At 54.8% G+C, this 13,883-nt stretch carries 14 protein-coding genes and 1 tRNA gene; 9 read left to right on the top strand and 6 right to left on the bottom strand.

What is annotated here, in order from left to right; genetic code table 11:
- Positions 1 to 107: 107 nt before the first annotated feature.
- Positions 108 to 183: transfer RNA gene (locus tag ABLV12_RS10320), tRNA-Trp, on the top strand.
- A gap of 83 nt (positions 184 to 266) precedes the next feature.
- Here the strand turns inward: ABLV12_RS10320 and hdfR are convergent.
- Positions 267 to 1,088, bottom strand: a complete 822-nt coding sequence (gene hdfR / locus ABLV12_RS10325; protein WP_160887351.1) for an HTH-type transcriptional regulator HdfR — start codon at positions 1,086 to 1,088, stop codon at positions 267 to 269.
- Between the two features lie 118 nt (positions 1,089 to 1,206).
- Between hdfR and ABLV12_RS10330 the strand changes: the two genes are divergently transcribed.
- Positions 1,207 to 1,545, top strand: coding sequence for a DUF413 domain-containing protein (locus tag ABLV12_RS10330; protein WP_004097464.1), 339 nt, complete (start codon positions 1,207 to 1,209; stop codon positions 1,543 to 1,545).
- 23 nt (positions 1,546 to 1,568) lie between these two features.
- Here ABLV12_RS10330 and ABLV12_RS10335 read toward each other — a convergent pair whose 3' ends face one another.
- Entirely contained in the window at positions 1,569 to 3,089 is a 1,521-nt protein-coding gene (locus ABLV12_RS10335; RefSeq protein ID WP_004116935.1) for a YifB family Mg chelatase-like AAA ATPase, read from the bottom strand.
- Positions 3,090 to 3,439: 350 nt separating this feature from the next.
- Here ABLV12_RS10335 and ilvL point away from each other — a divergent pair, with 350 nt between their 5' ends.
- The 6 genes from ilvL to ilvA all read left to right on the top strand — a co-directional run bounded on the left by ilvL (position 3,440) and on the right by ilvA (position 9,983).
- Positions 3,440 to 3,538 (top strand): ilv operon leader peptide, encoded by a 99-nt coding sequence (gene ilvL, locus ABLV12_RS10340; RefSeq protein WP_001311244.1) that lies wholly within the window; start codon positions 3,440 to 3,442, stop codon positions 3,536 to 3,538.
- A 139-nt stretch (positions 3,539 to 3,677) separates the two neighbouring features.
- Positions 3,678 to 5,324, top strand: a complete 1,647-nt coding sequence (gene ilvG, locus ABLV12_RS10345) for an acetolactate synthase 2 catalytic subunit (RefSeq protein ID WP_004107597.1) — start codon at positions 3,678 to 3,680, stop codon at positions 5,322 to 5,324.
- Positions 5,321 to 5,578, top strand: coding sequence for an acetolactate synthase 2 small subunit (gene ilvM, locus ABLV12_RS10350; RefSeq protein ID WP_004107599.1), 258 nt, complete (start codon positions 5,321 to 5,323; stop codon positions 5,576 to 5,578). The genes ilvG and ilvM overlap by 4 nt, the downstream gene beginning before the upstream one ends.
- Positions 5,579 to 5,594: 16 nt before the next feature.
- Positions 5,595 to 6,524 carry a branched-chain-amino-acid transaminase gene (gene ilvE / locus ABLV12_RS10355; protein ID WP_004107600.1) on the top strand — a complete coding sequence of 310 codons (930 nt, stop codon included), beginning with the start codon at positions 5,595 to 5,597 and terminating at the stop codon, positions 6,522 to 6,524.
- 61 nt (positions 6,525 to 6,585) lie between these two features.
- On the top strand, positions 6,586 to 8,436 hold the full coding sequence (gene ilvD, locus ABLV12_RS10360) for a dihydroxy-acid dehydratase (protein WP_004107602.1): 1,851 nt from the start codon (positions 6,586 to 6,588) through the stop codon (positions 8,434 to 8,436).
- A gap of 2 nt (positions 8,437 to 8,438) precedes the next feature.
- Complete coding sequence (gene ilvA, locus ABLV12_RS10365; protein ID WP_024274874.1) at positions 8,439 to 9,983, top strand: threonine ammonia-lyase, biosynthetic; 1,545 nt, start codon at positions 8,439 to 8,441, stop codon at positions 9,981 to 9,983.
- Between the two features lie 69 nt (positions 9,984 to 10,052).
- On the opposite strand, the gene ABLV12_RS10370 is transcribed toward ilvA, so the two are convergent.
- Complete coding sequence (locus ABLV12_RS10370) at positions 10,053 to 10,442, bottom strand: hypothetical protein (protein WP_004107609.1); 390 nt, start codon at positions 10,440 to 10,442, stop codon at positions 10,053 to 10,055.
- Positions 10,443 to 10,451: 9 nt separating this feature from the next.
- Entirely contained in the window at positions 10,452 to 11,342 is an 891-nt protein-coding gene (gene ilvY, locus ABLV12_RS10375) for an HTH-type transcriptional activator IlvY (RefSeq protein ID WP_004107613.1), read from the bottom strand.
- A 153-nt stretch (positions 11,343 to 11,495) separates the two neighbouring features.
- Between ilvY and ilvC the strand changes: the two genes are divergently transcribed.
- Entirely contained in the window at positions 11,496 to 12,971 is a 1,476-nt protein-coding gene (gene ilvC / locus ABLV12_RS10380; RefSeq protein WP_003018001.1) for a ketol-acid reductoisomerase, read from the top strand.
- A 169-nt stretch (positions 12,972 to 13,140) separates the two neighbouring features.
- Here ilvC and ppiC (ABLV12_RS10385) read toward each other — a convergent pair whose 3' ends face one another.
- Both ppiC (ABLV12_RS10385) and ppiC (ABLV12_RS10390) read right to left on the bottom strand, forming a co-directional pair.
- Positions 13,141 to 13,422 (bottom strand): peptidylprolyl isomerase PpiC, encoded by a 282-nt coding sequence (ppiC, locus tag ABLV12_RS10385; RefSeq protein ID WP_004107616.1) that lies wholly within the window; start codon positions 13,420 to 13,422, stop codon positions 13,141 to 13,143.
- 52 nt (positions 13,423 to 13,474) lie between these two features.
- On the bottom strand, positions 13,475 to 13,756 hold the full coding sequence (gene ppiC / locus ABLV12_RS10390) for a peptidylprolyl isomerase PpiC (RefSeq protein WP_016808199.1): 282 nt from the start codon (positions 13,754 to 13,756) through the stop codon (positions 13,475 to 13,477).
- Positions 13,757 to 13,883: the final 127 nt, after the last annotated feature.

Consider the following 13,883-nt stretch of genomic DNA (forward strand, 5'->3'; position numbering starts at 1 on the left):
ATACCTGCCTGTCACGCAGGGGGTCGCGGGTTCGAGTCCCGTCCGTTCCGCCACTTATTAAAAAAATTAAGCCTGCTGATTAAGCAGGCTTAATGATAAGAAACTTTAGGGGCGTAGCTCAGTTGGTAGAGCACCGGTCTCCAAAACCGGGTGTCGCGAGTTCGAGTCTCTCCGCCCCTGCCATATAATAATCCTTTGCTCAGGCAAAGGATTTTTTTTTGCTTTAAATTTCCCTTCATTCATCCTCCGTCCCTGGAGGAGTCATCCTATTGTAATATGCTGTGCTTCAGGATCTCACGGATTTGCGCTTGCTTATCGCTGTTCTGTAGCCAAATCGCATAAAGAGGCCTTGAAAGCGTCACGCTGTCAGTGACAGTATGCAGGTTATTTTTTTCCTGCGCCCAGAGCACAGGCAACCACGTGCAGCCGTTAAGCGCGCTGAGCTGCTGATACGCTAATTCGGCAGAACTGGTAGTCAGGAGAGGAATATCATCATTTCCGATCAATCCCGCTTCATTTTGTTGAAAGTCAGGACCCCATTCCAGGCGCAAATAATTCAATTCATTTGTATTTTTAGCCGGCGAGGCGCAATAAAGCGCTAAGGTAAAATTACCCAGCAACTGGCTGCTTAGTTCATCCATCTTCGGCGATTCTGTCGTGATCAGTAGATCAAGCTGACGTTCGTGCAGCTGTTTGACCAACGATTGCCTCTGCGCGATTCGCGCCTCAAATTGTAGGTTATAGGGCTCTGTATAGAGCTTTCCTAACCACTCGTTAAGCAGGCATTCCCATAGCGAAGCGCTGGCTCCGATTGAAAATTCGTTATGCCGGGAGGCATTTGCGACCTCCTTGCGCGCAGCTTGCCAGGTGTTCATCAGGGTTTCGGCATAAGGCAGCAGTTTCTCTCCGGCTGAAGTCAGGCGGATATTATTGCGATGGCGGGTAAAAAGATTCACCCCCAGCTGGTTCTCCAGCTGACGAATACGAAAGCTAACTGCTGACTGCGTCAGATAAAGCGCCTCTGCGGCTCGGCCAAAGTGGCGAGTTCTGCTCACCTCGAGGAAAGTCTTGAGCAATTCCGTATCCACACTCTTCTCCGCAAAATTATTTGTCGTGATGATTTAAATGTTTTGTTTGACGCTCTGTCAAGCGTAACTAATACTCCGCGCCATAAATAGCTCGGCCAAAGAATCAGGAGCGTGTAGGATGGCGGAAAGCTTTACGACAACTAATCGTTTTTTCGACAATAAAAATTATCCGCGCGGGTTTTCCCGTCATGGAGATTTCACCATCAAAGAGGCGCAACTGCTGGAACGTCATGGTTATGCCTTTAATGAACTCGAACTAGGTAAACGCGAGCCTGTCACCGACGATGAAAAACAGTTTGTTTCGGTCTGCCGTGGTGAACGTGAGCCCGCAACGGAAGCAGAACGCGTCTGGATCAAGTACATGGCGCGCATTAAGCGTCCGAAGCGTTTCCATACTCTTTCCGGCGGCAAGCCGCAGGTGGAAGGCACGGAAGATTACACGGAAAGCGATGATTAAGAAAAAGGGCGTAAGCCCTTTTTTTACGTCATCATTTTTTGCAGATGGCTCAACATTCTGTCTATTGCCCGATAGCCAAGAGCCTCCTGCAAATGACGGCGTTCAATACGATCGACCTTCTCAATATCGGCAATCGTGCGTGAAACTTTAAGCAGGCGCTGCCAGGCCCGGATTGAGAGCCCCAGTTGCGTAAGCGTCTGCTCCAGCCAGATTGCGTCATCTTGATGAAGCTGGCACCAGATTTTCATCTCATTATTCCCCAGATTTGCATTGAGTTTTTTCTGTCGTGACAGTTGCCTTTCGTGCGCAGCCAAAACGCGTTGGCGTACGCAGGCGCTGCTCTCTTCTTCGTTTGTTCCCCGGCTAAGCACCCCCGGCGGCGGCAGAGGAATTTCCAGTGAGAGATCGAAACGGTCAAGAAATGGGCCAGATAAACGGGCCAGGTAGCGTAGCGTCTGTTCTGGAGATGCGCGATTATGCTGACCCTGATAATGGCCCGTGGGGCTGGGATTCATTGCTGCAATAAGCTGAAAGCGGGCGGGATAATCGATTTTCGCGCGCGTGCGGGAGATATGGATTACCCCGGATTCAATCGGTTCTCTTAATGCATCCAGAACCCTGCGTTCAAATTCGGGCAGCTCATCCAGGAACAGCACGCCATTATGAGCGAGAGAGATCTCTCCCGGTGTTGGAATAGAGCCGCCACCCACCATCGCAGCCAGGGAAGCGCTATGATGCGGAGCTCGAAATGGCCTGCGGCGCCAGTTTTTCATCGCATAACTGGAATTGACCAGGCTAAGTATTGCCGCGCTTTCCAGCGCTTCCTGGTTACTCAGCGGCGGTAGTAGCCCAGGCAGCCGACTCGCAAGCATCGTTTTCCCTGTGCCGGGTGGGCCTATCATCAGCAGGTTATGTCCGCCTGCAGCGATAATTTCCAGCGCTCGCTTTCCTTGCTGCTGACCAATAACCTCGCGCAGGTCTAATGAAGACTCATCTGAGGTCTCCGCTTCCGGAATGGGATGATTTAGCGGGTTTTTTCCCTCCAGAAAGGCGCAGACCTCCTGAAGATGGGCGGCGATAAGACAGTCACTGCCGCCGATTAAACCCACCTCAGGAGAATTCTCATGAGAGACAATAATCTTTCTGCCCGCTCTTATCGCCTCCATCGCGCTGGATATAGCCCCAGGAACGCCACGTAGAGCGCCTGTAAGCGCCAGCTCGCCGACAAACTCGTACTGATTTAGCCTGGGAGCATTTAGCTGCTCAGAGGCCACCAGAAGCGCGAGAGCGATAGGTAAATCATATCTTCCCCCTTCTTTTGGCAAATCGGCTGGCGCCAGATTGATGGTGATTTTTTTCGCCGGCCAGGCGTAGCCGCTGTTGATAATCGCACTACGTACCCGGTCACGCGCTTCTCTGACCGTTGTTTCAGGCAACCCTACCATCGTCAGGCCAGGGAGTCCGTTGCTGATATGAACTTCAACTGTGATAAGGGGGGCGCCGATCCCAAGAGCGGCGCGGGTGTAAACAATGGCGAGTGACATAAAACCTCCTGAGAGCCGGCATTATGTCGGGGATTTTTTGTCGGGTAATTCAGCAATTTTAAATTTCAGGCGTTCGCTTCCAGCCAATTTTCCGTGAATTGCCGCTTTGCACTCGTTGCGGATACAGACTCGCAAAACATTGTTATCAGCCAGCGATGCGAGAAAAAGCTGTGGCGCTCGCCACAAATTGAAATATTTTCATTTCCTGTTTTTCCTATTAAAAACAATTGTTTTTTCGTGAATGGTTAGCAAGGTAAGAAATAGGGTCATAAAAAAATCTTGTATTTAATGCGATGTCTGTGGTACCTCTTTAGGTATTCCTTCGAACATGAAGCCAGAAAGAACATAAAATGACAGCCCTTCTACGAGTGATTAGCCTGGTCGTGATTAGCGTGGTGGTGATTATTATCCCACCGTGCGGGGCTGCACTTGGACGAGGAAAGGCTTAAAAAACAAGCCTTAACGAACTAAGACCCCCGCACCGAAAGGTCCGGGGGTTTTTTTATAACTTAAAAACAGAAAAGAGGAGCAGATGATGGTTGGTAGCATAAAATTCTGTTTCTCTCGATCTACGACGGGGAAGTAACTATGAATGGGGCGCGGTGGGTGGTACATGCTTTGCGAGCACAGGGTGTCGATACTGTTTTTGGCTATCCGGGTGGCGCAATTATGCCGGTTTACGATGCATTGTATGACGGCGGCGTGGAACACTTACTGTGCCGGCATGAACAAGGCGCAGCCATGGCGGCTATCGGCTATGCCCGGGCTACTGGCAAAACCGGCGTATGTATTGCGACGTCAGGACCGGGCGCAACCAACCTGATCACCGGCCTCGCCGACGCGCTGTTGGATTCCGTTCCCGTCGTTGCCATCACCGGCCAGGTTGCCGCTCCGTTCATTGGTACTGATGCATTCCAGGAAGTGGATGTTCTCGGTTTATCGCTGGCATGCACTAAGCATAGTTTTCTGGTGCAGTCGCTGGAAGAGCTGCCGCGCGTCATTGCCGAAGCATTCCATGTGGCAAACTCAGGGCGCCCCGGCCCGGTACTGGTCGATATCCCCAAAGACATCCAGCTGGCTCAGGGCGATCTCGATCCGCATTTCTCCATGGTAGCCGATGACGTTGACTTCCCATATGCGGATATCGAATACGCTTTGCAGATGTTGACTCAGGCGCAGAAGCCGATGCTCTACGTTGGCGGCGGCGTGGGGATGGCGCAGGCGGTACCGGCGCTGCGTGAATTTCTTGCCGTCACGCAGATGCCGGCAACGTCTACCCTGAAAGGGCTGGGCGTGGTGGCAGCTGATTATCCATACTATCTGGGCATGCTGGGGATGCATGGAACTAAAGCGGCCAATCTGGCGGTGCAGGAGTGCGATCTGTTGATTGCCGTAGGCGCTCGCTTTGACGATCGCGTGACCGGCAAGCTGAATACGTTCGCCCCGCACGCCAAAGTTATCCATATGGATATCGATCCGGCAGAACTGAACAAGCTCCGTCAGGCGCATATTGGCCTGACTGGCGACTTGAACGTGATGCTGCCGGCGTTGCAACAGCCGCTGTCCATCGACGCCTGGCGTCAACGTAATGCTCAGCTGCGCGCCGAGCACGCATGGCGCTACGATCATCCGGGCGAGGCCATCTATGCTCCATTGCTGCTGAAGCAGCTTTCCGAGCGCAAACCAGCAGATTGCGTCGTGACCACCGATGTGGGCCAGCATCAGATGTGGTCAGCGCAGCATATGACCTATACGCGTCCGGAGAATTTCATCACTTCCAGTGGATTAGGGACCATGGGCTTTGGCCTGCCGGCAGCAGTGGGCGCGCAGGTGGCCCGTCCTGATGATACGGTAATCTGTATCTCCGGTGACGGCTCCTTCATGATGAACGTGCAGGAGCTGGGCACCGTAAAACGCAAGCAGTTGCCGCTGAAGATAGTGTTACTGGATAACCAGCGTTTAGGAATGGTTCGACAATGGCAGCAGCTGTTTTTCCAGGAACGTTATAGCGAAACCACCCTTACCGATAATCCCGATTTTCTTACTCTGGCCAGCGCCTTCGGCATTCCTGGTCAACACATCACCCGTAAAGACCAGGTTGAAGCGGCACTCGACACCATGCTTTCGAGCCAGGGGCCTTACCTGCTTCATGTCTCAATCGACGAACTTGAGAACGTCTGGCCGTTGGTGCCGCCCGGTGCCAGTAATGCAGAAATGCTGGAGAAATTATCATGATGCAACATCAGGTCGCCTTGCAGGCTCGCTTTAATCCAGAAACCTTAGAACGCGTGCTGCGCGTCGTGCGTCATCGCGGGTTCCAGATTTGCGCGATGAATATGGAAACCGCCGCCGATGCCCGGAATATTAATATCGAACTGACCGTTGCCAGCCAGCGGCCCGTCGAATTACTGTTTAGTCAATTAAGCAAACTGGTGGACGTCGCCTGCGTCGAGATCCAGCAACCTACATCACAACAAATTCGCGCCTGAGCGCAAAGGAAGAATAATGACGACGAAAAAAGCTGATTACATTTGGTTCAATGGCGAGATGGTTCCGTGGGGAGAGGCGAAAGTTCACGTGATGTCCCATGCGCTGCACTACGGGACTTCCGTATTTGAAGGCATCCGTTGCTACGACTCTCACAAGGGGCCGGTTGTGTTCCGTCACCGTGAACATATGCAGCGTCTGCATGACTCAGCCAAAATTTACCGTTTCCCGGTTTCGCAAAGCGTTGATGAGCTGATGGAAGCCTGCCGTGAAGTCATTCGTAAAAACAATCTGACCAGCGCCTATATTCGCCCGTTAGTTTTTGTCGGCGACGTGGGCATGGGCGTCAACCCGCCTCCGGGCTATAACACTGACGTGATCATCGCGGCGTTCCCGTGGGGCGCCTACCTGGGTGCCGAAGCTCTGGATCAGGGGATCGATGCGATGGTTTCTTCCTGGAATCGCGCAGCGCCGAACACCATTCCGACCGCGGCCAAAGCCGGCGGTAACTATCTCTCTTCGCTGCTGGTCGGCAGCGAAGCGCGTCGTCATGGCTATCAGGAAGGTATCGCGCTGGACGTGAACGGCTATATCTCTGAAGGCGCCGGTGAAAACCTGTTTGAAGTGAAGGATGGCGTGCTGTTTACCCCGCCGTTCACCTCCTCCGCGCTGCCGGGCATCACCCGCGACGCGATCATCAAACTGGCGAAAGAGCTGGGTCTGGAAGTGCGCGAACAGGTATTGTCTCGCGAGTCGCTGTATCTGGCCGACGAAGTATTTATGTCCGGCACGGCTGCAGAGATTACGCCGGTGCGCAGCGTTGATGGTATTCAGGTGGGCGAAGGACGCTGCGGCCCGGTCACCAAACGCATTCAGCAAGCATTCTTTGGCCTCTTCACCGGTGAAACCGAGGATAAATGGGGCTGGTTGGATCAGGTTAATAACTAAGTATAAAAAGATGGGGCGGCACGCAACGCCCCATTTAACAGACACTGGGAGTAACTAAAGCATGCCTAAGTACCGTTCCGCCACAACCACTCACGGCCGTAATATGGCGGGTGCCCGCGCGCTGTGGCGCGCCACTGGAATGACCGACGATGATTTCGGTAAGCCGATTATCGCCGTGGTGAACTCTTTCACCCAGTTCGTGCCGGGGCACGTTCACCTGCGCGATCTCGGCAAGCTGGTTGCTGAGCAAATTGAAGCCGCTGGCGGCGTCGCTAAAGAATTCAACACCATTGCGGTGGATGACGGGATCGCGATGGGGCACGGGGGTATGCTTTATTCACTGCCATCCCGCGAACTGATCGCTGACTCGGTGGAGTACATGGTTAACGCCCACTGTGCTGATGCGATGGTCTGTATCTCCAACTGCGATAAAATCACTCCCGGGATGTTAATGGCGTCTCTGCGCCTGAATATTCCGGTAATTTTTGTTTCCGGCGGCCCTATGGAAGCCGGGAAAACCAAACTGTCCGATCAAATCATTAAACTCGACCTGGTCGATGCGATGATTCAGGGCGCTGACCCGAAAGTCTCTGACGATCAGAGTAATCAGGTTGAACGCTCCGCTTGCCCGACCTGCGGTTCCTGTTCCGGGATGTTCACCGCCAACTCCATGAACTGCCTGACCGAAGCGCTGGGCCTGTCGCAGCCGGGTAACGGCTCGCTGCTGGCGACTCACGCCGATCGTAAACAGCTGTTCCTCAATGCGGGTTCGCGTATCGTCGAGCTGACTAAGCGTTACTACGAGCAGGACGACGCTTCTGCGCTGCCGCGTAATATCGCCAGCAAAGCGGCGTTTGAAAACGCCATGACGCTGGATATCGCCATGGGCGGTTCCACCAATACCGTCCTGCATCTGCTGGCGGCAGCGCAGGAGGCGGAAATCGACTTCACCATGAGCGATATCGATAAGCTTTCACGCAAAGTACCGCAGCTGTGTAAGGTGGCGCCAAGTACGCAGAAATATCATATGGAAGACGTGCACCGCGCGGGCGGCGTATTGGGTATTTTAGGCGAGCTGGATCGTGCCGGACTGCTGAACCGCGATGTGAAGAACGTGCTCGGTTTGACCCTGCCGCAGACGCTGGAGCAGTACGATATCACCGTCACGCAGGATGAAGCGGTTAAAAAGATGTTCCGCGCCGGGCCAGCGGGTATCCGCACGACGCAGGCTTTCTCTCAGGATTGCCGCTGGGACAGCCTGGATGACGATCGCGCAGAAGGCTGTATCCGCTCGCTGGAACACGCTTATAGCAAGGACGGCGGTCTGGCCGTTCTGTACGGCAACTTTGCCGAAAATGGCTGCATCGTGAAAACTGCCGGCGTAGACGATAGCATCCTGAAATTCACCGGCCCGGCTAAGGTATACGAAAGCCAGGACGCGGCCGTGGATGCCATCCTCGGTGGTAAAGTGGTTGCGGGTGATGTGGTGGTTATTCGCTATGAAGGTCCGAAAGGCGGACCGGGGATGCAGGAAATGCTCTATCCGACCACCTTCCTGAAATCCATGGGGCTGGGTAAAGCCTGCGCGCTGATTACCGACGGTCGTTTCTCCGGCGGCACTTCAGGCCTCTCCATCGGTCACGTTTCTCCGGAAGCCGCCAGCGGCGGCAATATCGCGATCATTGAAGATGGCGACATGATCGCCATTGATATCCCAAATCGCGGTATTCAGCTGCAGCTGAGCGATGCTGAGATCGCGGCGCGCCGTGAAGCTCAGGAAGCACGCGGTGATAAAGCCTGGACGCCGAAAGATCGCGAGCGTCAGGTTTCCTTTGCCCTTCGCGCCTACGCCAGCCTGGCAACCAGCGCCGACAAAGGCGCGGTGCGCGATAAATCGAAACTTGGGGGTTAATGATGGCCGAGTCGCAACCCCTGTCCGCCGCCCCCGAGGGGGCGGAATACCTCAGAGCCGTACTGCGCGCGCCGGTATACGAAGCCGCGCAGATTACGCCGCTGCAAAAAATGGAAAAGCTCTCGTCGCGCCTCGATAACGTTGTGCTGGTGAAGCGTGAAGATCGTCAGCCGGTGCACAGCTTTAAGCTGCGTGGGGCGTACGCGATGATGGCCGGGCTGACGGAAGAGCAAAAATCGCACGGCGTGATCACCGCTTCGGCGGGTAATCATGCGCAGGGCGTGGCTTTCTCCGCCTCTCGCCTGGGCGTGAAGGCGCTAATCGTCATGCCAACCGCCACCGCGGATATCAAGGTCGATGCGGTTCGCGGCTTCGGTGGTGAAGTGCTGCTGCACGGCGCGAACTTCGATGAAGCCAAAGCCAAAGCTATTGAGCTGGCGCAGCAGCAGGGATTCACCTGGGTACCGCCTTTCGACCATCCGATGGTGATTGCCGGGCAGGGGACGCTGGCGCTGGAGCTGCTGCAGCAGGATGCCCATATCGACCGCGTATTCGTACCGGTTGGCGGCGGAGGTCTCGCGGCGGGCGTGGCGGTGCTGATCAAACAGCTCATGCCGCAGATTAAGGTCATTGCGGTTGAAGCTGAGGATTCTGCCTGTCTGAAAGCCGCCCTGGATGCGGGCCATCCGGTTGATTTACCCCGCGTGGGGCTGTTTGCCGAAGGCGTGGCGGTTAAACGTATCGGTGATGAGACTTTCCGTCTCTGTCAGGAGTATCTCGACGACATCGTCACCGTTGATAGCGATGCCATCTGCGCGGCGATGAAAGACCTGTTTGAAGACGTGCGTGCGGTAGCAGAACCTTCCGGCGCGCTGGCGCTGGCGGGAATGAAAAAATATATCGCTCAGCATAATATTCGCGGCGAACGCCTGGCGCACGTGCTTTCCGGTGCGAACGTCAACTTCCACGGTCTGCGCTACGTTTCCGAACGCTGCGAACTGGGAGAACAGCGTGAAGCGCTGCTGGCGGTCACCATTCCTGAAGAGAAGGGCAGCTTCCTCAAGTTCTGCCAGCTGCTGGGTGGCCGGTCGGTGACCGAGTTTAACTACCGCTTCGCCGATGCAAAGAATGCCTGCATTTTTGTCGGTGTGCGCCTGAGTCGCGGTCTGGAAGAGCGGAAAGAGATCCTCAATCTGCTGCATGAAGGGGGCTACAGCGTGGTGGATCTCTCCGACGACGAAATGGCCAAGCTACACGTACGCTACATGGTCGGCGGGCGACCTTCGCAGCCGCTGCAGGAACGTTTGTTCAGCTTCGAGTTCCCGGAATCGCCCGGCGCCCTGCTGAAGTTCCTGCATACGCTGGGTACCCACTGGAACATTTCACTGTTCCACTACCGCAGTCACGGTACCGATTATGGCCGCGTGCTGGCGGCATTCGAACTGGGCGATCACGAGCCTGATTTTGAAACCCGCCTGCATGAGCTGGGCTACGACTGCCACGATGAAACCCATAACCCGGCGTTCCGGTTCTTCCTGGCGGGGTAGTTATTATGATGACCGGAAGAAACCGCCTCTTCCGGTCATCTGTCAGAATGACATAAATGGCAGCATGGGTTACTTCATCACCGTCCCACGTACATACTTATCCAGCTTGTCCGATTCATAAAAGTTCATGCATTGCGCCAGCACGTTATTGGCAGTCTGAGCATGGTCAGGGTGTAATGACATCGTTAGCCGATCAAAATCTTTCGTCTCTTTGGCGACGAACGTCTGAAATGCCTTCCACACGCCGGCATTATCCAGGGCGTATCTCTCAATCATAAATGACGCATCCTGCGACGGGGCCGATCGCGCGCCTTCAGGCGTTCGGGCTTTGTAATTCGCCACCAGGCATTGCTGAAGCGCCAGATGTTTGATATCCAGCACGGTAATGCCCTTCGGTTTTGCCTGGACGGTACAACATAACACCATGGCAATGGTTAATAGCAACGTCCCTGAACGCATGTTATCTCCTTATTTTGTTTGAACGATTTCCCAGAACGCATTAATCAGCGGTTCATGCAGTCGCTTTTTGGGCGCGCAGACGCCCAGCTCAAAAGGGGTTTTTTCGTCGCTACGCTCCAGAATCATTACGCGATTGCGCACCGGCTCCGGGCTATTTTCCAGCACCACTTCCGGCAGCAGCGCGACGCCGCAGCCGAGCGCCACCATGGATACCATGGCTTCATGTCCGCCCACCGTCGCGTAAATTGATGGATTACTGATTTTATGGCGACGAAACCACAGCTCAATGCGGCGGCGCACGGGGCCCTGGTCGGCCATGATAAAGGGTACCGTTGCCCAGTCAGGCTTCTCCACCGAGACCTGGTTGCGAACCGGACAAGGCAGCGCCGGGGCGATTAGCACCACCGCCAGATTTTCCAGCATTGCGAAGGCCACCGCGCCGGGAAGCGTTTCTGGCTTACCGGCTATCGCCAGATCGGCTTCACCCGTCACCACTTTCTCCATCGCATCGGCGGCATCGCCGGTGGTGAGCTTAATTTCCACCGAAGGATGCTCGGCGCGAAAGCGATCGAGTATGGGAGGCAGGTGGCTGTAGGCGGCGGTTACCGAGCAGAAGATATGCAGCTCGCCCGACAGCGACGGCCCTTGCTGATCGATAGTGTGGCGCAGCTGCTGATACTGCAGCAGCGTCTGCTGGGCAAACGTTCGTAGCTCTTCTCCCGCTTCGGTAAGCGTTACCGTGCGGTTATCGCGGACAAACAGCGGCTGCCCGAGGTCTTCTTCCAGGCGCTGAATCTGCCGGGACAGCGTGGAAGGGCTGACGTGCATTGCCCGCGCGCTGCGGCCAAAATGGCGGCTTTCCGCCAGATGCAGGAAGGTTTTTAGATCGCGTAAATCCACCGGCGGCACTCCACGATTTTACATTGCAGAAATTGCAACGTGACGTTGTGAATATATCAATTTCCGCAATAAATTTCCTGTTGTAATGTGGGTACATTCTCGCTGAACCGCGAACCGAAAAAAATAAGACACACAACATCACGAGGTATCACCATGGCTAACTACTTTAATACACTGAACCTGCGCCAGCAGCTGGCGCAGCTGGGCAAATGTCGCTTTATGGGTCGCGACGAATTCGCCGATGGCGCAAGCTACCTTCAGGGTAAAAAAGTGGTCATCGTCGGCTGTGGCGCTCAGGGTCTGAACCAGGGCCTTAACATGCGCGACTCCGGTCTCGATATCTCCTACGCGCTGCGTAAAGAAGCGATCGCCGAGAAGCGCGCATCGTGGCGTAAAGCGACCGAAAACGGCTTCAAAGTGGGTACCTACGAAGAGCTGATCCCGCAGGCTGACCTGGTGGTTAACCTGACGCCGGACAAGCAGCACTCTGACGTTGTGCGTTCCGTTCAGCCGCTGATGAAAGATGGCGCGGCGCTGGGCTACTCTCACGGTTTCAATATCGTGGAAGTGGGTGAGCAGATCCGTAAGGATATCACCGTTGTGATGGTAGCGCCGAAGTGTCCGGGTACCGAAGTGCGCGAAGAGTACAAACGTGGTTTTGGCGTACCGACTCTGATCGCGGTTCACCCGGAAAACGATCCGAAAGGCGAAGGCATGGCCATCGCTAAAGCCTGGGCTGCGGCCACCGGCGGTCACCGTGCGGGCGTTCTGGAGTCTTCCTTCGTGGCGGAAGTGAAATCCGACCTGATGGGCGAGCAGACCATTCTGTGCGGTATGCTGCAGGCTGGCTCTCTGCTGTGCTTCGACAAGCTGGTGGAAGAAGGTACCGACCCGGCATACGCTGAGAAACTGATTCAGTTCGGCTGGGAAACCATCACCGAAGCGCTGAAGCAGGGCGGTATCACCCTGATGATGGATCGCCTGTCTAACCCGGCTAAGCTGCGTGCTTATGCGCTGTCCGAACAGCTGAAAGAGATTATGGCGCCGCTGTTCCAGAAACATATGGATGACATCATCTCCGGTGAATTCTCCTCCGGTATGATGGCTGACTGGGCCAACGACGATAAAAAACTACTGACCTGGCGTGAAGAGACCGGTAAAACCGCGTTCGAAACCGCGCCGCAGTTTGAAGGTAAAATCGGCGAGCAGGAGTACTTCGATAAAGGCGTTCTGATGATCGCGATGGTGAAAGCAGGCGTTGAGCTGGCGTTCGAAACCATGGTCGATTCCGGCATCATCGAAGAGTCCGCTTACTATGAATCGCTGCACGAGCTGCCGCTGATCGCCAACACCATCGCCCGTAAGCGCCTGTACGAAATGAACGTGGTTATCTCCGATACCGCAGAATACGGTAACTACCTGTTCTCTTACGCTTGCGTACCGCTGCTGAAAGAGTTCATGACTACCCTGCAGACCGGCGACCTGGGCAAAGCGATTGCCGAAGGCGCGGTAGATAACGCTCAGCTGCGCGACGTGAATGAAGCTATTCGCAGCCACGCTATCGAGCAGGTTGGTAAGAAACTGCGCGGCTATATGACCGATATGAAACGTATTGCGGTAGCGGGCTAATTCCCCGTCGCCTTTCAACTTGCAGATGCGTTGGCTGCGTTCGTACACCCCAGTCACATAGTTATCTATGCTCCTGGGGCTGTACTCACTTGCCGCCTTCCTGCAAGCTGAAATCCTTAGGGGAAAGCTGTGAGATAAAAAACCGGTGCAAATAAGACGCCGGTTTTTTTTATTTGCGGTACAGCACCTTGATGATGTGATAACCAAACTGAGTGTGCAGCGGGCCGGTTGGCTCCAGCTCCGGGCAGGAGAAGACGACTTTATCAAACGCCGGCACCATCTGACCCTGGCGGAATTCACCTAAATCGCCGCCGCGTTTGCCTGACGGGCAGATCGAGTGCTTCTTCGCCAGTTTGCCGAAATCGGCGCCGTTTTTAATTTGCTCCAGAAGATCCAGTGCCAGCTTCTCTTCTTTAACCAGAATATGCAGTGCTGCTGCCGTTTTTGCCATGATCGTACCTTGAGTGAATGGGGGATAAATCAGGGCGCAATAGTAGCATGGGCTAGCGGCGATAGAGCACCTTAATGATGTGGTAGCCGAACTTGGTTTTGACCGGTCCATATGGCTTGAGCAGCGGGCAGCTGAAGACCGCTTTATCAAACGGCCCGACCATAACGCCTTGATTAAACTCCCCAAGATCTCCGCCGTTGCGTCCTGATGGACATTTCGAATAGCGCTTTGCCAGGTGATCGAAGCTGACACCACGTTCCAGTTTGGCGAGGATCTCGTGCGCCAGTTTCTCTTCTTTAACCAGGATGTGCAGGGCTGCTGCGCTTTTTGCCATTATGGTGTTCTCAGTCGCAAAGATATCCCGTTACTTTACCACCCGCTTTGGCCGTGGACCTATACTCTTCGCCATCGCGGGACAGATGTCTCGCCTGATAAACGGAAGCGGGAGATGAGCAACACTT

The sequence above is a fragment of the Klebsiella sp. CN_Kp100 genome (genome assembly GCF_040065315.1).
Classification (GTDB): Bacteria; Pseudomonadota; Gammaproteobacteria; order Enterobacterales; family Enterobacteriaceae; genus Klebsiella; species Klebsiella oxytoca.